Below are 20,523 nucleotides of genomic sequence, written 5' to 3'. Positions count from 1 at the left end.
TCAGTTCTCAGCCCGCTGATTTCGTTTTGACTGACCCTCTGCAAACGAAAACAGCCTCAGGAAGGAATGCGTCGAATGCAGTCACATGCCAAGGTTGTCGTCGTAGGAGGCGGATGCGTTGGGGCTTCGGTTCTTTATGGTCTGACGCAGCATGGATGCACAGATGCAGTCATGCTTGAGAGAACCACATTGACCTCCGGCTCCACCTGGCATGCGGCAGGTCTGCTGGTCACCTTTGTGCGGTCCCACAACGTTTCGAAGATGACGATGGAGACCATCCGCATCTATTCCGAAGTCGAAAAGAAGATCGGCGCTTCGGTCGGGCTGCGCCAGGTGGGTCAGTTGCGCGTCGCCAATACGCAGGAACGCTGGGACGAGTTCCTGTCCTATGTCTCGATTGCCGAAGCTGCCGGTGTACCCTGCAAACTGCTGACGCCAGAGGAAATCGCCGAGCTTCACCCTCTGCTCAACCAATCGGAACATATTCGCGGCGGCATCCTGCATACCGAGGACGGCTATGTGAACCCTGCCGACATTACCATGGCAATGGCCAGGCTGGCGCGCGAGAAAGGCGCCAAAGTGTTTCAGAACACCGAAGCGCTGGCCTATGAAAAACTGGAAAACGGTCTTTGGAAGGTGACAACCAATCAGGGTGAGATCACTTGCGAACATCTTGTCTTCGCGACCGGAAACTATGCCCGCGAAAACGCGCGCCGTGTTGGCCTGGATCTGCCTTGCATTCCAATCGTTCACCAATACTGGACAACGGACACCGTTCCGCTGCTGAAAGAACGCCGTGCACAAGGGTTGCCCGAGTTCCCGATCCTGCGGGATGAAGATTACGGCGCCTATCTGCGCGAAGATGTGGGCGGCATTCAGTTCGGCCCTTATGAGTTCACCAAAGACCTCAAGCTATTCGCCGAAGATCACGTGCCGCCTGACTTTGGCGCCGACCTCTTGCCCGAAGATTTCGACGCGGTCCAAACGCAGTGGGAGCGTGCCATCGAGCGGGTTCCAACACTTGGTGAGGTGGGTATCAAGGCCAACACCCGAGGTCCGTTCCAGATGACACCGGACGAGTTGCCGCTTGCGGGACCCGCACCGGGGCATGAAAACCTGTGGCTGGCCGAAGGCATGCCCGGCGGCATATTGTGGGGTGGAACCGTTGGTGAACGTCTGGCCCGCTGGATTGTCGATGGGGATCCGGGCATGGACATGTCCGAACTCGACCCCCGCCGTTTTTCGGATTACGCGTCCAAACGGTGGACCATGGACAAGGTGCGCGAAACGTGGGGCACCCACATGAACGCGCACATCCCCGGAGAAGATTTTCCCGGCGCGCGCCCGATGAAAACGATGGGGTCCTACGACCTGCTGAGCGCGCATGGCGCCGTCTGGACCAGCTTCAACGGATATGAGTTTCCGCGCTGGTTCGCCAAATCGCGCAAGGAAGCTGTTCCGGAACATTCCTTCCGACGCACCAACCACATGGAACGCGTTCAGGAAGAGGTGCGCACCACCCGTGACGTGGCCGGGTTCATCGAGATGTCGCCGATGACCAAGTTCACCGTGCGCGGACCGGGGGCCGCCAAATGGCTGGATGGCCTTATGGCGAACAGGCTGCCCAAAGTGGGGCGAATGACCCTGTCGCTTTTGTTGAACCAAAAGGGCGGCATGGATGCGGAATACACGGTCGCCCGCTACGCCGAGAATGATTTTTACCTGGTCTCCACCCCGAACTGGTGCGCCTACAACTGGGATCAACTGCAACGTTTGCTGCCCGATGACAGCTCTGTCATTCTTGAAGATGTTTCAGAACAACTGGGCGTGATCGCTCTGGCAGGCCCCATGGCACGAGAGATCCTGCAACCGCTGACCGACAATGATCTGTCGAACGGAACCTTCCCCTGGCTTTCTGCGCAAATGGGTGAAGTGGGGTACGCCAAGGGCGTTCATCTGCTTCGAGTGTCCTATACCGGCGAGCTGGGGTGGGAACTTCATCACCCGGTCGGTTACAACCGCCATCTTGTCGACCTGCTGTTGAAGGCCGGTGTAAAACCTTTCGGGCTTGAGGCACTGGAATCCATGCGCCTTGAAAAATCATATCGTGCCATCAATCGCGAGATTTGCAAGGACATGACCCCATACGAGGCCGGCCTTGATCGGTTCGTGGTAACCGAAGGTCGCGACTTCACAGGCAAGGCCGCTCTTTTGAAACAGAAAAAGGAAGGCACGTACCGGCGGCTGGTCACGCTGAAACTGCCCTTTGGCGAAACATCGGTGATGTTTGACGAGGGTGTCTATGCTCAGGGCAAGCTGATCGGCCGTGTCACCTCGGGCGGGTTCTCTTATTATTGCAACCACGACATTGCGATGGCACTAGTGCCACAGAACATGACGGCGCCCGGAACGAAAATGCAGGTGCTGGTCCACAATGAGATGCGCGACGCCGTGGTCATCGACACATGTGCTGTCGATCCCGCAAACACACGCCCGCGCGCTTGAGTGCGAAAACAGAAAGACTGGACTCGAACGGATGACCGAACAACCGACAAAAACGCTTTCACTTGCCGAAGTTCGGGACTTGGCCAAATCGGTTCTTGTTTCTGCCGGAGCGGACTCGCGCAGCAGTGATGTACTTGCCGATATCGTCACCCGGTCTGAACGGGACGGCCCGCGCAGTCACGGGTTGCGCATGTTGCCGGTCTATGTCCAAAGCTTCACGTCCGGCTATGCCAACGGGCACGCGAAGCCCAAGACCGAAAAGGTTGCCCCGGGCGTTTTGCGCTGTGATGCCGACAACGGGTATTATCAGGTTGCAGCGGCAGCAGCCCGCGAGGACCTGATCGCGATGGCCCGGGAAAACGGGATTGCCGCGTTCACCTGTGCTAACTGCCACCATCTGGGTGCGTTACGGTTTGACACCGAACCTTTGGCCGAAGCCGGATTGGTGGCCTTTGCCGTGATCAACTCGTTGTCCATGGTGGTTCCGCAAGGTGGGGTTCGCCCGGTTTTTGGCACCAACCCCATGTCTTTTGCCTGCCCGCGTGACGGCGACGCGCCCGTGGTCTGGGATCAGGCCTCGTCCATGGTGGCCCTCATGGATATCCGCATGGCCGCTGCCGAGGGGCACGACCTGCCCCGCCCTGCCGGTCTTGATCCCCAAGGCGAGCCCTCAACAGACCCGAATGCCATCCTTGAAACCCGCAGCCTATTGCCGTTCGGAGAGCATAAGGGAGCCGCGATCGCTTTCATGGTTGAGGTGTTGGGCGCCGCGCTGGCCGGTGGGACCCTGTCCGTGGACAACGAAGAACGCGAATCCTTCGGCGCCCTGAACATCAAAGGTGGTGCTACCCTGATTGCCATCGATCCCACCCGGTTCGGCAACGCGGCCTTCAACGAATATGTCGCCCGCATCTGCGCCGAGATTTCCGGCAACGGATCCGCCCGGGTTCCGGGGGACGGTCGCCTTGCAAAACGGGCAGCCGCCGAAGCCCATGGCATCGACGTGAGCACCGAGGTTCTGGCCGCACTTGGCTGAAACTGAAATCACCCGCCATCGAATGGCCGGACAGCACCTGCCCGGCTTGCCAACCACGCCACTCAATGGCCGCCGAAATAGGCCTCGAGCAAGCGTTTGTCATTTCTCAATTCGTCAGCTGTACCCGACGTCTGCATCCGCCCGGACTCCAGCACATAGATGCGGCTGGCAAGCGACAGGGCAAAATTGGCATTCTGTTCCGTGATGACGACGGTCAGCCCGTATTCCTTGTTCAGCTGACGGACGACTTCGGCAATCTCGTGACAGATCTTCGGGGCAAGACCGATCGTCGGCTCATCGACAAGCAGCAGTTCCGGGCTGGTCATCAAGGCCCTGCCAAAGGACACCATCTGCCTTTCCCCGCCGGATTGGGTCGACGTCTCCTGCCCTTCCCGTTCTTGCAGACGCGGGAAAAGACTGTGCACCATCTCAAGGTTGTTTTCGATATCGTCTCGTGCCGTGAAGGCCCCCACCATCAGGTTGTCGCGCACGGACATATAGGGAAACAGGTTGAACCGCTCGGGCGCATAGCCCACCCCGTGACGCACGATTTCCGAAGGGCTTCGACCGGCAAGGCTGTGCCCGCGCAAGCGGATGTCGCCTTCGATTTTCACAAGACCCATGATGCTGTCCAACAGGGTGGATTTACCTGCACCGTTCGGGCCGACCACGGCGACAATCTCACCGGGCTGCACCGTGATCGAAATATCGGTCAACGCCCGGGCCTTGCCGTAAAACGCGGACAGGTTCTCGATTTCCAGATAGGACATCAGACGCTCCCCAGATACGAGGCCTGAACGGCCGTGTCGTTCATCACGTCGCTGAACGCGCCTTCGGCAATCATGGTGCCCCGCTCGATGGCGATGGCGCGGTCGATCAGCGGTTCCAGCGCCGGCAAATCATGGCTGACGATCAAAAAGGTCATCCCGTCCTTGCGCATGGATTGTATGAGATCGGAGATCTGCGCGATTTCACCGACTGTCAGACCTGCAAACACCTCGTCCAGCAACATGACACGCGGTGCGGTGGCCATGGTTCGGGCCATTTCGAGCTTGCGCAGATCACCCATTGCCAGTTCGGCGGGTGAGCGGCTCAGATCCCTTTCCGTGAACCCGACACTCAGCGCGAGCTCTTTTTCCCTGTCCGTATCCGGCCGCGAAACGATCATGCGCCATATGTCGTCCGGCATCAGACCCACTCTGATGTTTTCTGCAACACTCATGTCGCCGAACGGCCGAGGTATCTGATAGGTTCTACTGACCCCGGCCCGGATACGCTGAGGCGTCGACAGTGCCGAAATCTCATTGCCGAACAGCTCGATCGTACCGCTGTTCTGCCGCAATTCGCCCATGATCTGGCTGAATACCGTCGTCTTTCCCGCGCCATTCGGACCGATCAGGCCCAGCGACTCTCCTTCTTGCAGGGAAAAGGACAGATCATTCGTGGCCACCAGCCCGCCGAACCGTTTGACGAGACCGGAAACTTTCAGCGCAACGGTCATGCCAGCCCCCCTTTCCGCAGTCTTTGAAAGCCGCGTTGCACAAGTTCAACCAATCCCTTTGGCTGATACATGTAGAGAAGCAGTGCGATGGCACCGTAGACGAAATACCGTTCAGCCCCGGGCAGCACGGGGCGCAGGTATTCCAGAAGGAACGTCATGAAGAACGCACCGATCATGGGGCCGATGATGGTCGATGTTCCGCCCAGCAATGCCGCCACGATGATGGTGAAAAGAAAGTTGATGTCAAACAGCGCGCGGGGCGCGAGTGAGCCCAGGTAATGGACATAGAACGCCCCGCCAAGACCGGCGATGAACGCGCTGGTCAGAAACGCAAAGGCCTTCAACCGCGTGGTGCTGAGCCCCGAACCGCGCACGCTTTCTTCATTCATTCCGATGGCGGCCAGTGCAGTGCCCAGCCGGGTTTTCATCAGCAGCCACATGCTGACCGCCACGCTGAGCATCAGGGCCGTGGACAGGTAGTAGCCGTTTGCAGCGCCGCGTGTCAGAGTTTGAATTCCCGACATCCCGCGTGTGCCGCCGGTCAGATCCGGGCGGATCACCTGAACCAGCTGATAGAGCAGTTCCATGAAAGCCAGTGTGACCAGCGCGAAGTAGCTACCGCGAATGCGCAGAGCGGGCAACAACACAATTAGGCCTGCGATCATTGTGACCAACACGGCCACAGGGATTGAGATTTCGACCGGCACGTCAAACCGTTTGGTCAGGATGGCAGTCGTATAGGCCCCGATACCGATCAGGAAGGGATGCCCGAAACTCACATACCCGGTCCTGCCCGACAGCACATCCCAGCTGATGGCGAAGATGGCCAGATAGTTGGCAAAGATCATCGTGCGCAGCGTCCCGTTCGAAACGACCTGGGGCAGCAGCAGCATCCCCGCAATCAGGCCGCCCCAAAGGACAAAGTGAAACCAGCGCAGACCCATGTTACAACTCCTCGCGGCCGAACAGGCCCTGCGGTCGCGTCACCAGCACGCCGATGATCAGCAGCATGGTGAAGACACCGCGCAGTTCCGGCGCCAGGGTGGCGACAACGATGACTTCGAGAAAGCCGACGATATGAGCAACGACCAGCGTGCCGATGATCGATCCGATACCGCCCACAATGACGACGGCCACCGAGATGATCAAAGGTGCAACCCACATTGACGGCGAAAGCTGCGTATAGCTGGCGAAAAACACGCCGCCCATCGCACCCAGTGCCCCTGAGATACCCCATGTGATCAGGTTGATCCGATCCGGGTCGATCCCTGAAATCGCGGCCCCCTTGGCGTCCATCGACACCGCCTGCATCGCCCGCCCTGTATGGGTCAGGCGGACAAAGGCATACAGGCCCAGCAAAACGGCCCAACTGATCAGCGTTGCGATCAGGATATTATAGGTGACGGACGCTCCGGCCACGTTGATCACGCCCGGCACGATCGGCAGCAGGATCTTGCTGCTGTCGCCAAAGACAAGAACGATCCCGGCCTGAATCACGACCGCCAGGATCAGCGTCGATATTTCGACGGCTACGTGATCTCCTTTCAGGGTCTTGACGACCAGGCGGTATTTCAGAACCCCCATCAGAACGCCCAGAACCACGGCCACCGCAACGCCCATCAGCTTTGGCATTCCCAGCGTCTGGGACACCCAGAAATACATGTACCCGCCGACCATCAGATAGGCACCGTAGGCCAGGTTCAGGACCCGACCGATGCTGAAGATCAGCGTGAAACCCATTGCGATAAGCGCATAGAGACCGCTGAGCAAAAGCCCCTGGATCAGTATTTGCAACATGTAAGGATCCCTGGCTGCGGGTGCGCGCACCCGCGCACCCATTTCAAGCTAAGCGAACGGACAGGTTACTGTTTGACCCAGCTTGGCAAGGTGAATTCACCCGTCGCGTATTTCTCGGGATAGACAACGGCGGCGGTGCCGTCCTCGTACCATTGGACCACGACCATTGACGGCGCGGCATCGTCGAACGGCTCGGACAGGTCAAAACGGATATTGTGCGGGTAAGTCCGGCCTGTCACGGGCTCTACTTCGTCATCGCCCCAGAAGGCGTAACGCAGCCACAGCTGGCCATCCAGTTCCAGAACCAGATCCTGTTTCTTCATCGCATCGGCCCAGCCTTCGACATTGTCGAAACCGCCGGCCTCTTCGGCTGCGGCCATCGCCTGTTTCAGCCCATGATAGGCATTGAACCCGTTGAAATGCGGCAGCAGCGGGCGGCTGTCATACTTCGCCTGATAGGTATCGACAAACTCCTGGCTGGCCGGATCGAGCCGAAACCCGACCGAAGGGATCGGAGACAGGGTCGAGATACCGCCACCGGCACCGCCCGTATCTTCCCAATACTCCATACCCAGCGCAGCGACGTTCACGCCCGTCATCGCCATCGGCACCTGGAGTTTCACGTATTGCGATGACACAACCTGCGAATTGACCGACGAGACCTGATAGATGAAGTCCGCCCCGGTGTCCTGCGCACGGCTGAAGATCGGAGCAAAATCGACGGTGGCAACGTCATAAGTGATGATGTCCTTGACCTCGATACCCGCAACTGGTGCAAGCGCTTCGGTGACAAGGCCGGTGATCGCCTCGCCAAAGGCCGTATCTTCCGCCAGAATGACAACGGAATCCCACCCCATCTTTTCCTTCAGAACATCCGCGCCAAAGTTGATGTACAACGTGGCCAGCGCCTCATCCGAGGCGATGTTCATGAAATAGGGCGCCATGCTTTCAGGGTCTTCGACCACCATGTCGATGATGCCGATATAGGATGTCCAGGTGTCCAGCGTCGGAATCCGGTATTCCTGCATGCGGGGCAGCCATCCCAGAGACACATCGTCAATCGAGCCCGAGATGATGAAATCAACCTCTTCCGTTTCCGCAAGATATTCATAGGCCCGGATGCCCTCGGTCGGGTCCTGTCCGGTATCCGCCGAGACCAGGGTGATCTGTTCGCCCATCACGCCGCCATTTGCGTTGAGCTCTTCAATCGCAATCTCGGCCCCGCGCAGCGTCGACAATCCGGTGTCCGAGGAAAGCGACCCAATGAATCCTACCTTGATTTCCGCTCCGGCCGCCGAGGCCATGAGCGCGATGCATGTTCCGCTGAGCAGCGCTGTCTTGATCATCACATTAGCTCCCTGTGTCTCATTATGCCTTCTTGTATTCTGTATACAGTACACAAGAAGATGGTTCGATCAATTCCTTTCTTGAAGACTCATGTTCAGAATCCGCTGATTTCGCCGTTTTCATCGTGGATCACGGCATCCACGTCGATTTCCACCATCAGCCCCCGCTGCGTCAGCCCAGCCTGAACGGCGGTCAGAACCGGATCGATCCCCTTGAAAACTTCGCCATGCGCCTGCGCAAACGCGCCTGCTTGGGACAGATCGGTCAGGTAGGCGCGCACCCGCCCCACATGTCGCAGTTCGGCGCCAACCTCTTTCAGTGCGTCCTCGATGCGTGACAGGATGTAAAAGGTCTGCGCACCAACGTCCCCGGGCGCGTGGATGCGGCCCGTCGGCTCGATGGCCGTTGTTCCGGCAACCCAGGCAAAGGGGCCGATGCGCTTGGCCCGAGAGTACGAGGCCACCTCTTCAAACCGTCCGCCGGATTTCCAAAAACGCAGGGTCACAGGCCCAGCCTCACCCGGATCGCTTCAGCCGCGTTTTGCAATGCCGCGTTTTCTTCGGCGGTCAGCCGCAACTCCTCGACCTCAACCAATCCGCCTGCACCAAGATGGGCTGGCACGCCCAGCACGACACCGTCGATGCCGTATTCCCCGTGCAGCATGACCGAAACCGGAACCGGGCCCGTGCGCGCGCCCCGAATGTGATCAATCAATTCGATCGAGGCATGAGCCGGAGCTATCGTTGCAGAGCCTGACTTCCGAAGCGCAACCACCTGACCGCCCCCGGTGATCGCATCCTGAACACAGGCTTCGATCTGTTCGCGGGACAGAAATACATCCAGCGGACGGCCTTTGATCCTGGCTCGGCTGGGGATCGGGGCCATTTCGTCCCCATGGCTGCCAAGCGTGAAGGCTTCGACGTCCGCAGGCGTGACACCCGCGGCCATCGCCAGCGCGTTGCGAAACCGGCTGCTGTCCAAAGTTCCTGCCATACCCAAAACCTGTTCGCGGGGGAAACCTGTTGCACGCAGCATCTCGACCGTCATTTCGTCCAGCGGGTTGGTCACCACGATCACGATGGCATTTGGCGCGGCTGACCGGATCGCTTCGGCTGACTGACGGATCACGCGGGCATTCACATCGATCAGATCTGCACGTGTCATGCCCGGACGGCGGGCTCGTCCGGCAGTAACGACAACCACGTCCGCCCCGGCCACCAGATCCATCGCTTCGCCACCGACACATCGGGCCCGCGCACCGGTGATCCCGGACGTATGATTGAGGTCCAGCGCGGTAGAAGCCGCCAATCCCGGAGTGATGTCGATCAGCGCGATTTCATCGGCTATGTCCGCCATCGCCGCCAGATGCGCGATATTGCCGCCAACACCCCCTGCCCCGATTAAGGCAAGCTTGCCCAGCTTGCGGGCTTTGCGCGGCGCACGCGAAGGGGCAACCCATTTGGGTGAGCGACGATACAGCACCCGGCGCATGGAAACAGCACCGTCCGTACGCGGCGGTTTCGGTCTCTCCAGCGGGCCATCCACCAAGGCGATACCAACACGCTCTGCGGTTTCACGCGCGAGAGCCGTCACGATGTCACCCGGCAAAACCTCGAATACGATCCTGCCCCGGCGGCGCGCATCTTCGACCGCATCCGAGCCTATGACGCGTGGGGTTGCCATCAGCCGCCCTGCCCGTCCACCGCCTCGACTGCACGCGTCGCGGCCTCGACGGCGGTTTTGACCGAATTTTCAGACCCCGAGATGAACAAGCGGCCAAACCGCCCCACCGCGCGCACTTCGACGATGTCAATCTCGGCGGCCTTTTCGGCCTCATTCGCGGCAATCGAGATATATGCGGCCGGCGCGCATTCCACGATCCCCAACGTCTGCCCCGGCACGATCAACGCGCCCTTGCGCCATTTGTTCAAAAGCTGCGCCTGATAGGGTTCGACACTTGTGATGATTTGCGTGGAACTGATGGCAGGCTTCAACCGGTCTGTCATGGAAGCCCCAAGTTCGGCCAGCATCGCGTCCCGTGCAGCGGATACTTCGGCGTTTGAAGGTGAGCGGAGGATGAAGAAGCCGAATTCGCGCTCGACCATCTGCGTCGTCGCTTCGACCGAAGACGCCTTGAGCGCCCGGTCGATCAGCGAGAACACGCCATTGCCCGGCGCGAACTCTCCGATCAGCACGGTGTCACCGGACAAAGGCACTGACCCTTGCACCGTCGCGCCGTTGTAGGCAGCGAATTTCGGTTGCAGGTTGTCGATCTGCATCAGCGCCCGGATCGTGATCTCGCTCATGCGCCATACTCCTCGTAAATGTCGCGCCAGGGTCTGCTTTCATACGCAACCCGCTTGATGTTGATGAGATGCAGGGCGGTGACGTTGTCCGAGGTGATCGACCCCGACCACGTACCGGTACCCAGCATGAAGGATGGTTCAAGGTCGGTGGAGTACCCCATGCCGCCCATGATCCCAGGCGTATTCACCAGGACCCGCCCCGTGGGCACGGTGGAAAACCGAGCGACCACCTCGGGATCATCGGAATGGATGACCGAGGAATGTCCCCAACCTTCGAATTTGGCAATGGATTGCGCCAGTTCGATGCCGTGATCGGTGGACTTCGCCTCGTAAAAGGCCAGCACCGGGTTCAGCTTTTCAGCCGAAAGCGGGCGTTGCCACCCCACTTCGGTTTCTTCCGACACCAGACAGCGCGTGCGCGGCGGAATCGAGAACCCCGCAGCATCGGCCAGCGCCTGAGGGCTTTGGCCGACGCGTTCGGGATCCATTGCCTGAACACCCTTGAAGATGACCCGAGCCAGCCGATCAGCCTCGGCCGGGGTGCAGAAATAGGCGCCTTTGAGTTTCAGTTCATGGCGCAGATCGCGTGCAATTTCAGGATCGGCGACCACGGCCTGCTCACTGACACAGGCCGTGCCATAGTCGAAGCTTTTTGACGTCACGATCATCTCGGCAACTTCGGACAGATCGCGCGCCTTGGACTTGTGCACGTAACACGGCACGTTCCCCGCCCCGACTGCAAGCGTCGGTTTGCCACTGGAATAGGCGGCCTTGACCATGGCAGGGCCACCTGTCGCCATGACAACCGACGTGCGGCGATGCTTCATCAACTCGGCGGTGCCCTGAATGGTCACGGCGTCCAGGCATTGTATCAACCCTTTGGGTGCGCCCATCTGTTCGGCAACGCGCGCCATGATGCGGACGGTTTCCTTCCCGCATTCCACGCCGCGCGGATGCGGGGCACAGACAACGGCATTTCCCGCCTTCACCGCAGACAGAACCTTGTATATGATCGTGGAGGTCGGATTTGTCACCGGGATAAGCGCCGCGACCACACCCATCGGCTCTCCGAAGGCCGCGATCTTTGTCGCATCGTCCCGCCACAACAGACCCAGCGTCGTGACATCCCGCAGGTAATCGGCGACCGACAAGGCGTTGAACAGATTCTTGACCCGCTTGTCTGCTACGTTGCCGTACCCAGTTTCCTCGACCGCCAATTGCCCCAACCGTTCGGCTTCAGGTTCGATCGCCCGAGCCATGGCATCGACGATGGCATCCACCTGTGCCGGGTCGGTGCCGAGAAAGGCGCGATAGGCTTCGAAAGCCGTTTCAGCAGCGCGCCGTGCGGCGGCGATGGATTTCAGATCAGCGTCCATCACGAGGCTCCGGTGGCAATGGTGTCAAAGATACGGCGGGCCTGATCGACATCGCCTGCGGAAATGCCGATGGTTTCCAGCCTGCGCCCGGATGCGGCCACGTCAGCACCCAGGATGCGATCTGTCATGCAGATCAGGCTTTCCGTCAGAGGCGCAGTCAAACCTGCAAGCTGTGCGGCGGAAACAAGGGGCACCAATGACCCCAAGACGCCGTCGCGCATCAATTGGCGCGCGGCCTGCCGATCCGGGACCGGACGCGCGCCCGCCCCCCGCTCGGCGCCGGCATAGGTCGCGATCCAGTCATCGGTCTCGGGCAGGTTTCGAACGCCAAAGGCCTTTGCGACCTGCCGCCTTTCGCCAGCCAACCCGTGGATCACCTCATGCTGCTCCGGCCCTATGAGCGCAGAGAATGTCCGGTTGCCTTCCAGCGGCACCCCGCCCATCGGCACCTCTGGTCCACCGGACCCCAGCCCCGCGCCACCAAGGATCAACGCCGGAATCTCGACCGCTGCGGAAAGATCGGCAAAGCCTGAGGCCAGAACCGAATCCAGCGGCTGGATGTTCGAAAGAAAGGGTTGCAGCGCTTCAAGAACGTCCGCGCGGCCTCGGGGCAAAGTCGCAGCAGCCATCGGTGCTGCCTGCGTCAGGGTCAGGCCCGCACCTTCGGCCTGATACCAGTATGGCAGGCCCTGCGCCTCGACCAGAGTAACGTCGGCGGTGCAGCCGCCTATTCGCAGCATCCAAACCGCTTCGACCGCGCCCAAAGAGCGACCGGGCGCCAGAACAAGCACCTGCCCATCGTGCAGATGATCGGCCAGCACCATCGCATAGGTGCGCTGTTTGTGGATCGGCCCGGTCAGAAAGATCGCCTGCGCGTCCCGCACTGCTGCATCCAACTCTGCCGTGGTGCGGATTGAAGGCCCGTCGCGGTCCACCTGATACGTGCCCACAGGCCCTTCGCCGCGAATACCGATGCCCGAGGATTGCGCAAGCAGTGACAGTTCCGCCCCATAGGCCGAAAACAGCGTAACCTCAGCCCCTTCCGCCAGACACAGCGCTGCCAGAAGACGGGCATCCGGGCCGCCACCCAATACAGCAATGCGCTCAAACCTTTGGGCAACGGGTGCATCCCGTGTCGCGCCACGTGTCACCGCGCGCGTGAAATCCTCGAATCCGGCTGACATGGTACCTCCTCAAAGGGGTTGATCAGGCCGACGACCCGGCACCCAGCCCGTCGATGATTGCCTCAAGCTCGTCATGCGGCCGTGCGATCACGTGAACCGAGACCACCTCGCCCACCTTGTTGGCCGCTGTCGCGCCTGCATCGGTGGCGGCTTTGACCGCGCCGACCTCGCCGCGCACAAGGGTCGTCACCAGCCCGCCGCCAGCTTTGGTCTGACCCACGATGGCAACGCTGGCTGCCTTGACCATCGCATCCGCGGCTTCAATCGCGCCGACCAGGCCGCGTGTTTCGATCATGCCCAGGGCCATCTGCCCCGCCACTGGTTTCGCCATTTTCTGTTCCTCCAAAAAAGATGTTTCGCGTAGTGTGATTCAGGTCGTCGAGACGCGGTCGATCACCGCGATGATGGCCATGTCCACGGGGGTCGTGGACAGCCCGGCCGCCATGCGGGCGGCAGACCCGCTGACAACCAGCACCGTATCCCCGACCCCAGCGCCGCAGGTATCGACCGCAACCCGCGCGGGATCGATCAGGCTGCCCTTGCTGTCGACCAGATCCGTCACCAGCAGCTTTGCTCCGACCAGCCTGGCATCCTTGGCAGTTGCCGTGACAGTTCCAGCGACCTTGCCCAAGTGCATCAGAACGCCCTCAGGTAGCGGTCCAGCTCGACCTGTGTGACCTGTTGATTGACGAATTCCAGCTCTCGCTCGGCCTGTTGCAGGACCAGTTCCCACTGCATTTCGCCCATGACATCGCGCAGCCATTCCGATCCGCGCGCCAGATCGATGGCGGTTGGCAAATCGGTTGGAATTGGATCTCCGATCCCTTCCTCGTACCCGTTGCCTGTCGTCGGTTCCGAAGGGGACAGCCCCTGTTCGATCCCGTCAAGCCCGGCGGCAATCTCGGCCGCAAGCAACAGATACGGGTTGGCGTCTGCACCGGCATCGCGCTTTTCCACCCGCACGGCACTGTCCGAGCCTTCGATGACACGGATACCAACCGTCCGGTTGTCATAGCCCCAGCTCGCGTTGATCGGGCAGAACGTATAGGGCTGGCGACGGCGATATCCGTTGACCGTGCCGCTGCCGCAAATCGCCGTCTCGCACATGCGCTTTTGCAGGCCTGCGATAAAGGATTTTCCGGTGTCGTTGATCTTGCCGTTGTCGGCAAAGGCGTTTTTGCCGTCTTTCCACAACGAGTAATGCGTATGAAACCCGTTGCCCGATTGATCAAAAAACGGCTTGGGCATGAAAGTCGCCAGATAGTCGTGCGCGATCCCCAACTGGCGGATCAGGGATTTGAACAGAACGACACGATCCGCAGCTGCCAGAGCTTCACCATAACGAATGTTCACCTCGATCTGGCCAGCTGCATATTCCGGGTTCGACTGTTCGATGGGAATGCCACATTCGTTGATCTGCTGACGGATCGGGCCAACGATGTGTTCCATACGGGCGGCGCGGCCCAGGCCGTAGACCTGGATGCCCGTGTCGCGGGGCTGGCCGGTTTCCGGGTCCAGCAGATAGAATTCCAGTTCCGTGCCGACATTCACCTCGAACCCCATGTCGCGGGCCCGGTCCACCTGCCGCACCAAAGCCTGACGCGGATCGATCGGCACCGGTTTGTGATCCATGCCCTCAGCGCGGCCAAAACAGACGGCCACGCCCGGTTCCCACGGGACAGCGACAGGCTTTGTCATCGGAAAGACATGCATGTCGGGATAGCCGTTGTCGAAATTGACGTAAGGCGTATCCCAGACGTCGCAGGTCATATCGATCGCCAGCAGCGCAATCGACAAGGCATTGCCGCTTTTGCAGACATGATCCCAATGGCTGGCCGGAATGCGCTTGCCACGCATGATGCCGTTGAGATCCCCGACACCAAGAATGACGGTATGTGTGCCCTCGGGCAGATCAAACCCCGAACTCATTTGCGCGTGCTCCCTGTTTTTAGCTTTATAATTGCTGTATTCTGTATACAGTATTCACAAAGCCAGTCAGGAAACAAGGAAAATCTGCGCCATGTCCAAAAGCTCGGTCATCGTTGTCGGAGGCGGCATAGTCGGCGTCATGACAGCGCTTACACTGCAACGGCGCGGCGAGGCCGTGACATTGATCGACAGGTGGGAGCCGGGACATTCCCGTGCATCTTCAACAGATTACAACCGAGTGATTCGCGCCATATCCGGACGGGACGAGTTCTATACACGCTGGGCGCGCGAAAGCCGCCTGCGCTGGCTGGAGCTGCAAGCCGAAAGCGGCCAGAACCTGATGTATGAATGCGGCGCCTTGATTCTGGCGACGGCGGGACATTGCGACTGGGAAGACGCAACCGCACAAACTTTCGACCGGGTCGGGGTGCCCAATTACAAATTCGGTCGGTCGGATATCGAATCGCGGTTCCCTCAGTTCAAGGTCACCGACATCGAATATGCGCTGTTCGAACCCGAGGCCGGAATGCTGATGGCGCATCGATGCGTTCTGACCGGTTTGGATCTGTTCCGAAAGGCAGGAGGCAAAGTACAACGTGGTCGCGTCACCACGGATGGATCGGAACGTCCGATGCTTGACGGCAAACCGCTCGAGGCCGATCTGATCATCATGGCGACCGGCCCATGGATGGCCGACATGTTTCCCAGAACGATCAAGCCGATCTCGACCGTGGTCGGCGTCAATGTCCTCTACACTTCGACACCCGACGGGTCGGAGGATTTCGACATGAGCCGGATGCCCTGCTGGATCGATCACGGGCAAGGGTCATTTGGTCTGCCCTCGTCCGAAGGATCCGGCGTGAAGGCGGCGGTTGTCATCCCGGACAAGATCGATCTGGACAATGATGAACGGCTGATCCGCCAGGAAACGCTTGGCCGCACACGCAGCTATATCCGCCACCGGCTTCCGGGTTTAGAGGGGCAACGTGTCGTGGATTCCAAGTTCAACCAGATAATTCTGACCCCGGATACACATTTCATTGTCGACTGGCACCCCGAGCATGAAAACGTGCTGTTCGCCGGCGGATGCTCTGGCCATTTGTTCAAGCACGCCCCGGTGTTTGCAGAATTTGCAGCAGGCGTTGGGCTGAAGGATTTTGGAACCGCGGACCGGTTCAAGATCAGCGGCCGCAGAAAGCTGAGCCCGAAGGAAAGCCCCAGCGGACGCTAACCATCCAAGAGGGCGCGATAAATTCCAGCATTTGGGCATTTGCCCTGGGGAAGACGCGCTCCCGCCCGGATTGCGTCACGGCAGGTTTCGGCCTGAAGGCAGTGCCCGCATTTTTCCGCCAGTTCCAACCCCAGCTCCGGGTGCGCGTTCAGGTCTGCCTCGGTCAGTCCGAATTGTCCGGCCATTGTGAGTATACGCTCTCGTGCCTGTGGTGCGCCCGATCGCAACATGGCCAGATCCGCGCGGGACAAGCCAAGGTCCGAAAGCTCTCTGTCACTCAGGTTTTCATCCCTAGGTGTACTGACAATCCGTGCTATTTTCTGAAAGAAATCTGTGTATCCCGACATCTCGCGGCCTCCTCCACCACGTTATGGATACAGTATACACAGTGTTTCAAAGCCGGAATTGATCAGGATCAAGCGGGTTTTCAGGTCTTACGGCCGACCGCAGGCCTTGCGAAACAAGTCAACCGCCTGCGCGGCGGCCAGATCCTTCGACACATGTGCCGCTTTAATCGAGGCCAGCCCCTCATCCGCCTCTTGCGGTGCAAGAAACACGTCGCGCCCGCGCACGAACAATTCACGCAGATGGCTTGCCCGGTATTCGGGATGGAATTGCACGGAAAGGGCCGGGAAATCATAATCCAAGGCCCCTACTGGGCAGTGATCCGCCGACCCTGTCACCCGCGCCGAAGGCGGAACATGCGTGACCTGATCCTGATGCCAGACAAAGGCATCAACGCTGCTCCCGCCATAGTCAAAGCCTCGCGCGCCGACGACATTGCCGATCTCGGCCTTCTCGGCTTTGCCGCCATAGACATCCGCCATGATCTGATGACCAAAGCAGATGCCGAAGACCGGCTTGGCATGGTCCCGGCACAACTCCAGGAAATCGCGAAGGGGCCGCATCCACTCCGTGTCATCATAGACGCCGAATTCGGACCCTCCGACGACAACCCCATCAAAATCCCCGAGCTGAGGCAATGCCTCGCCGTCGACCACATCCACCGTGGAAAATCGGGCTTCGGGCAGATGTGGTTCAAGCCATGCGCGGATCTGCTGGGCCGTACGCGGCAGCCCCTCAAGCAGCGGCAATGGATGAAGGGTCAACTCAAGAAGTGCGATCCTCACCAGTCGAAGGCCCGGTCGATGCCCGCCATCTTGACGCCGGTAAAGGCCGAGGCCTGAAAGCTGAGCGCGCGCAGATCTTCGGTTTCCAGATTGTGCACCGAAGATTTGCCGCAGGCCTTGGCAAGCGCCGTGATCTCCATTGTCATCGCGGTCAGATACCGCGCGACGCGCTCTGCACCTGCATGCGGGTTCATACGCGCCTCAAGGTCAGGATCCTGCGTTGCGATCCCAACCGGGCAACAGCCCGTATGGCAGTGATGGCACGCCCCCGGCGATGTTCCCAGCGCCTGGTAATCGTCCAGATATCTGGGAGTATTGCATCCCAGCGCGACCATCGCGGCATTCCCGATCATGACAGCATCCGCCCCAAGCGCCAGACACTTGGCCGCGTCCACACCTGATCGAATACCCCCCGCGGCGACAAGCGAGACCTTGCCGCTCATCCCGCACTCATCCAACGCTTCGCGTGCCGCGCGTATGGCACTCATGGTCGGTATGCCCGTGTGATTCAGCAGCAACTCGGGTGACGCACCGGTGCCGCCCTCGGCCCCGTCCACCACGACCACATCCGCGCCCGCCTTTGCAGCCACGGCCACGTCGAACCGTGGTCGCGTGGCCCCCATCTTGATGAAGATCGGCACCTGATAGTTCGTGGCGATCCGCAATTCCTCGATTTTGACGGCCAGATCGTCGGCCCCAAGGAAATCGGGATGCCGGATGGTGGATCGCTGATCGACCCCTTCGGGCAAAGTGCGCATTTCGCTGACCCGCGGGCTGACCTTCATTCCCAGCAGCAAACCGCCGGTGCCCGGTTTGGCCCCCTGCCCGACCACCAGTTCGAGCGCATCGGCGCGGCGCAGGTGATCCAGATCGACCCCATAGCGGGCGGGCGACATCTGGTAGAGCAGGCGTTGGGAGGCCTCGCGCTCCTCTTCCAGCATGCCGCCTTCGCCGGTGCAGGTCATGGTGCCCACCTTCGAGGCACCATAACCAAGCGACGCCTTGGCCGAGGCCGAGAGCGCGCCGAAAGACATCGATGCGATATAAATCGGGATTTTTAGTTCCAGTGGCCGTTCCACCAATCCGCGCCCGCCGCCCAGAACCGTCGTCGTATCGCAGCTCTCGCGGTATCCTTCAAGCGGCAGGCGGGTCATCGTCGCCGGGACAAATGTCAGATCGTCGAATGTCGGCAACTGCTTGTTGAACGTGTTGTAGCCACGCACCTGATACCGCCCAAGCTGCGCCAATGCGTGAACTTCCGATATCGCCTCGGGCGTCCAGCGAGTTGATCCCCCTTCATCATAAGACGAAGGCACACCAGCCGGTCGTCCATCGACCGCGCCTGCGTCGCGGAACCGTATTTCTTCCTCTGACGCGACTTCGAACGGGTATTCATAAGGTTTACTCAGATCATGAGCCATGCGCTTGCGTCCCTGCTTTCAAAATACCAAAGGCGCTGGCCAGAGACCATTTTGCGCCAGTTACGAGAGCTGTCGACAAGCCCCAGAGGATCAAGGATCGCATCGACCTCGGCCACCTCTTCGGCAGTGGGTTCGATCACCGAGACGTCCACACCCAGACTTTCGACTTCGCCTGCGACCCAAACCTCGCCTTGCCACAACGCGTCCGCACAGGATTCACCCGCACCGCCCAGCGCAATGATGCGGCCCGCATGCGCCATGAAACCGGATTGGTATCCGATCTTGCCCTCGACCACGATGTTGCCGCCCTTCATGGCAACACCGACACGCGGCCCGGCATCACCTTTGACATGAATGGTGCCGCCAATCATCGCCGCCCCGCAGGACATGCCCGCATAGCCACCGACAGTGATGTGACCCTTGGCCATCCCTTCGCCCACGGCCCACCCGCAATTGCGTTCGATGGAGATGTTGGCGCCAGTGTTCAGTCCACCGCAATAGTATCCCACCGAACCTTCGAAAGTGATGTCCACATTATCCGGCAGGCCCACGCCCAGATTGTGTCGCGACAGCGTATCGACAACCCGGATCGGCCGTCCTGATGCGCAGGCTGCCATGATATCCCGGTTCACCTCACGAATGTGCCGCTTGCCGACTTCGATGACGATTTCATCCATCTGTCTTGCTACCTCGCTCATGCTGCCAGGCTCCGGTTGCCGACACCCCAGATGCCGGTCAGCGATGGGCCATCATAGTTGATAACGTCGCATTCCTCGGCCATCACGCGACGAACAGCCTGTTCTTCGGTCGCGGCGGCCAGATCCCCATTGCGATTGACCACCACCAGCGGCTTCATCGCGAACCGATCCTTGGCAAATCCGATCCCGTCCGGCGTTGCGATCATGTAGGTGAATACCCCGTCGATAGAGGTAATCGACTTTTTCAGCGCCTGTTCCATCGTCAGGCCCGCTTTCATCTGGTCACTGACCCAGACCGCAATCAACTCGCTGTCATTCTCGGTCAGAAAGCGATAGCCCTTTCGGCTCAACTTGTCGCGCCAAGTGAAATAGTCGGTGATCTGGCCGTTATGCACGATCGCCACATCCGAAAACGGCCGCGCCCAAAACGGGTGTGAAGCGTTGGGCAGAACCGAGCTTTCCGTCGCAAGCCGCGCGTGGCCAAGACCATGGGTGCCGATCATGTCGCGCACGCCATGCTTTTCGGCAACCGCTTCGGCCCCGCCGATGTCCTTGATGATCTCAAGACTGCGGCCGCAGGACTGCACTTCGAACCGGTCCGTCAGCTCATCTGCATCCCGCACCCAGGCCTGCAAATCAGTCGGGTCCGAGATTTCCGCACGAAAGCAATAATGCCGGTTCTCATCGGTTACGATCTTCGGATCGGACAGAAAGCCAGAGCTGTGATCCTTCAACACCGCCTCAAACGCATTCAGGTCAGCATCCTGCCGGGATTTGTCAAATCCCATCCCTCGTAAAACATATCCGGTGTCTCGTCGCGGCCCATAAACTGCAAACCCGGTGCTGTCTGCGCCACGGTGTTCCTGCGCATCCATCAGGTCTACCAGGTCCGCCCCGACCTGCCCGGGTGCGGTAAGAATCCTTCCAGCGATTCCACACATGAAGAGCTCCCTGTTCAACTGCGTCTGTATACTGTATACAGTACACGGACAATAGCAAGCCCATTCGCCTTGGCACCAGATGCTTTTTTGAATACAGAATTCACAAAACACGGAAAGAGAG

Annotated in this window: 21 protein-coding genes; 3 read left to right on the top strand and 18 right to left on the bottom strand. The window is 59.9% G+C overall.

Annotated elements, in window-relative coordinates; translation table 11 throughout:
* Positions 1–75 precede the first annotated feature (75 nt).
* Together GOW31_RS12490 and GOW31_RS12485 are read left to right on the top strand one after the other, a co-directional pair.
* Positions 76–2,505, top strand: a complete 2,430-nt coding sequence (locus GOW31_RS12490) for an FAD-dependent oxidoreductase (RefSeq protein WP_171170484.1) — start codon at positions 76–78, stop codon at positions 2,503–2,505.
* A 31-nt stretch (positions 2,506–2,536) separates the two neighbouring features.
* A complete protein-coding gene (locus GOW31_RS12485; protein ID WP_171170482.1) occupies positions 2,537–3,541 on the top strand; it encodes an Ldh family oxidoreductase in 1,005 nt (334 codons plus the stop codon).
* 62 nt (positions 3,542–3,603) lie between these two features.
* Here the strand turns inward: GOW31_RS12485 and GOW31_RS12480 are convergent, their stop codons facing one another.
* The 13 genes from GOW31_RS12480 to GOW31_RS12420 all read right to left on the bottom strand — a co-directional run bounded on the left by GOW31_RS12480 (position 3,604) and on the right by GOW31_RS12420 (position 14,981).
* A complete protein-coding gene (locus tag GOW31_RS12480) occupies positions 3,604–4,311 on the bottom strand; it encodes an ABC transporter ATP-binding protein (protein ID WP_171170480.1) in 708 nt (235 codons plus the stop codon).
* A complete protein-coding gene (locus GOW31_RS12475; RefSeq protein WP_171170679.1) occupies positions 4,311–5,042 on the bottom strand; it encodes an ABC transporter ATP-binding protein in 732 nt (243 codons plus the stop codon). The genes GOW31_RS12480 and GOW31_RS12475 overlap by 1 nt, the downstream gene beginning before the upstream one ends.
* On the bottom strand, positions 5,039–5,986 hold the full coding sequence (locus GOW31_RS12470; protein WP_171119494.1) for a branched-chain amino acid ABC transporter permease: 948 nt from the start codon (positions 5,984–5,986) through the stop codon (positions 5,039–5,041). Before GOW31_RS12470 ends, GOW31_RS12475 begins: the two co-directional genes overlap by 4 nt.
* 1 nt (position 5,987) lies before the next feature.
* The gene (locus GOW31_RS12465; RefSeq protein ID WP_171170478.1) at positions 5,988–6,839 is read right to left on the bottom strand and encodes a branched-chain amino acid ABC transporter permease; all 852 of its coding nucleotides are present in this window, start codon (positions 6,837–6,839) and stop codon (positions 5,988–5,990) included.
* Between the two features lie 65 nt (positions 6,840–6,904).
* A complete protein-coding gene (locus GOW31_RS12460) occupies positions 6,905–8,185 on the bottom strand; it encodes an ABC transporter substrate-binding protein (protein ID WP_171170476.1) in 1,281 nt (426 codons plus the stop codon).
* Positions 8,186–8,280: 95 nt separating this feature from the next.
* Positions 8,281–8,691, bottom strand: coding sequence for a Rid family hydrolase (locus GOW31_RS12455; protein WP_171170474.1), 411 nt, complete (start codon positions 8,689–8,691; stop codon positions 8,281–8,283).
* Positions 8,688–9,869, bottom strand: coding sequence for a malate dehydrogenase (locus GOW31_RS12450; RefSeq protein WP_171170473.1), 1,182 nt, complete (start codon positions 9,867–9,869; stop codon positions 8,688–8,690). Before GOW31_RS12450 ends, GOW31_RS12455 begins: the two co-directional genes overlap by 4 nt.
* Positions 9,869–10,492, bottom strand: coding sequence for a BMC domain-containing protein (locus tag GOW31_RS12445; RefSeq protein WP_171170471.1), 624 nt, complete (start codon positions 10,490–10,492; stop codon positions 9,869–9,871). Before GOW31_RS12445 ends, GOW31_RS12450 begins: the two co-directional genes overlap by 1 nt.
* The gene (locus GOW31_RS12440; protein WP_171170469.1) at positions 10,489–11,868 is read right to left on the bottom strand and encodes an aldehyde dehydrogenase family protein; all 1,380 of its coding nucleotides are present in this window, start codon (positions 11,866–11,868) and stop codon (positions 10,489–10,491) included. The genes GOW31_RS12445 and GOW31_RS12440 overlap by 4 nt, the downstream gene beginning before the upstream one ends.
* On the bottom strand, positions 11,868–13,052 hold the full coding sequence (locus GOW31_RS12435) for a hypothetical protein (protein ID WP_171170467.1): 1,185 nt from the start codon (positions 13,050–13,052) through the stop codon (positions 11,868–11,870). Before GOW31_RS12435 ends, GOW31_RS12440 begins: the two co-directional genes overlap by 1 nt.
* A 22-nt stretch (positions 13,053–13,074) precedes the next feature.
* Positions 13,075–13,383, bottom strand: coding sequence for a BMC domain-containing protein (locus GOW31_RS12430; RefSeq protein WP_117869464.1), 309 nt, complete (start codon positions 13,381–13,383; stop codon positions 13,075–13,077).
* A gap of 39 nt (positions 13,384–13,422) precedes the next feature.
* On the bottom strand, positions 13,423–13,689 hold the full coding sequence (locus GOW31_RS12425) for a EutN/CcmL family microcompartment protein (protein WP_171170465.1): 267 nt from the start codon (positions 13,687–13,689) through the stop codon (positions 13,423–13,425).
* A complete protein-coding gene (locus tag GOW31_RS12420) occupies positions 13,689–14,981 on the bottom strand; it encodes a glutamine synthetase family protein (RefSeq protein ID WP_171170463.1) in 1,293 nt (430 codons plus the stop codon). Before GOW31_RS12420 ends, GOW31_RS12425 begins: the two co-directional genes overlap by 1 nt.
* Before the next feature lie 91 nt (positions 14,982–15,072).
* Here GOW31_RS12420 and GOW31_RS12415 point away from each other — a divergent pair, with 91 nt between their 5' ends.
* On the top strand, positions 15,073–16,212 hold the full coding sequence (locus GOW31_RS12415) for an FAD-dependent oxidoreductase (protein ID WP_171170461.1): 1,140 nt from the start codon (positions 15,073–15,075) through the stop codon (positions 16,210–16,212).
* On the opposite strand, the gene GOW31_RS12410 is transcribed toward GOW31_RS12415, so the two are convergent.
* The 5 genes from GOW31_RS12410 to GOW31_RS12390 all read right to left on the bottom strand — a co-directional run bounded on the left by GOW31_RS12410 (position 16,209) and on the right by GOW31_RS12390 (position 20,402).
* Positions 16,209–16,559: a DUF1127 domain-containing protein gene (locus tag GOW31_RS12410; RefSeq protein ID WP_171170459.1), complete on the bottom strand. Its 351-nt coding sequence runs from the start codon at positions 16,557–16,559 to the stop codon at positions 16,209–16,211. The two genes, GOW31_RS12415 and GOW31_RS12410, sit on opposite strands and share 4 nt — an antisense overlap.
* A gap of 87 nt (positions 16,560–16,646) precedes the next feature.
* Positions 16,647–17,342 (bottom strand): type 1 glutamine amidotransferase, encoded by a 696-nt coding sequence (locus GOW31_RS12405; RefSeq protein WP_171170457.1) that lies wholly within the window; start codon positions 17,340–17,342, stop codon positions 16,647–16,649.
* Positions 17,339–18,763, bottom strand: a complete 1,425-nt coding sequence (locus GOW31_RS12400; RefSeq protein WP_171170456.1) for an FMN-binding glutamate synthase family protein — start codon at positions 18,761–18,763, stop codon at positions 17,339–17,341. Before GOW31_RS12400 ends, GOW31_RS12405 begins: the two co-directional genes overlap by 4 nt.
* A complete protein-coding gene (locus GOW31_RS12395) occupies positions 18,748–19,461 on the bottom strand; it encodes a glutamate synthase (RefSeq protein WP_171170454.1) in 714 nt (237 codons plus the stop codon). Before GOW31_RS12395 ends, GOW31_RS12400 begins: the two co-directional genes overlap by 16 nt.
* Positions 19,458–20,402: a glutamine amidotransferase gene (locus GOW31_RS12390; protein ID WP_171170452.1), complete on the bottom strand. Its 945-nt coding sequence runs from the start codon at positions 20,400–20,402 to the stop codon at positions 19,458–19,460. Before GOW31_RS12390 ends, GOW31_RS12395 begins: the two co-directional genes overlap by 4 nt.
* Between the last annotated feature and the right edge of the window lie 121 nt (positions 20,403–20,523).

Origin of the sequence: Ruegeria sp. HKCCA0370, assembly GCF_013033705.1 — a bacterium.
Taxonomy (GTDB): Bacteria; Pseudomonadota; Alphaproteobacteria; order Rhodobacterales; family Rhodobacteraceae; genus Ruegeria.
Note: the sequence above shows the minus strand (reverse complement) of the source record. Positions and strands in the feature narration are given on the sequence as shown.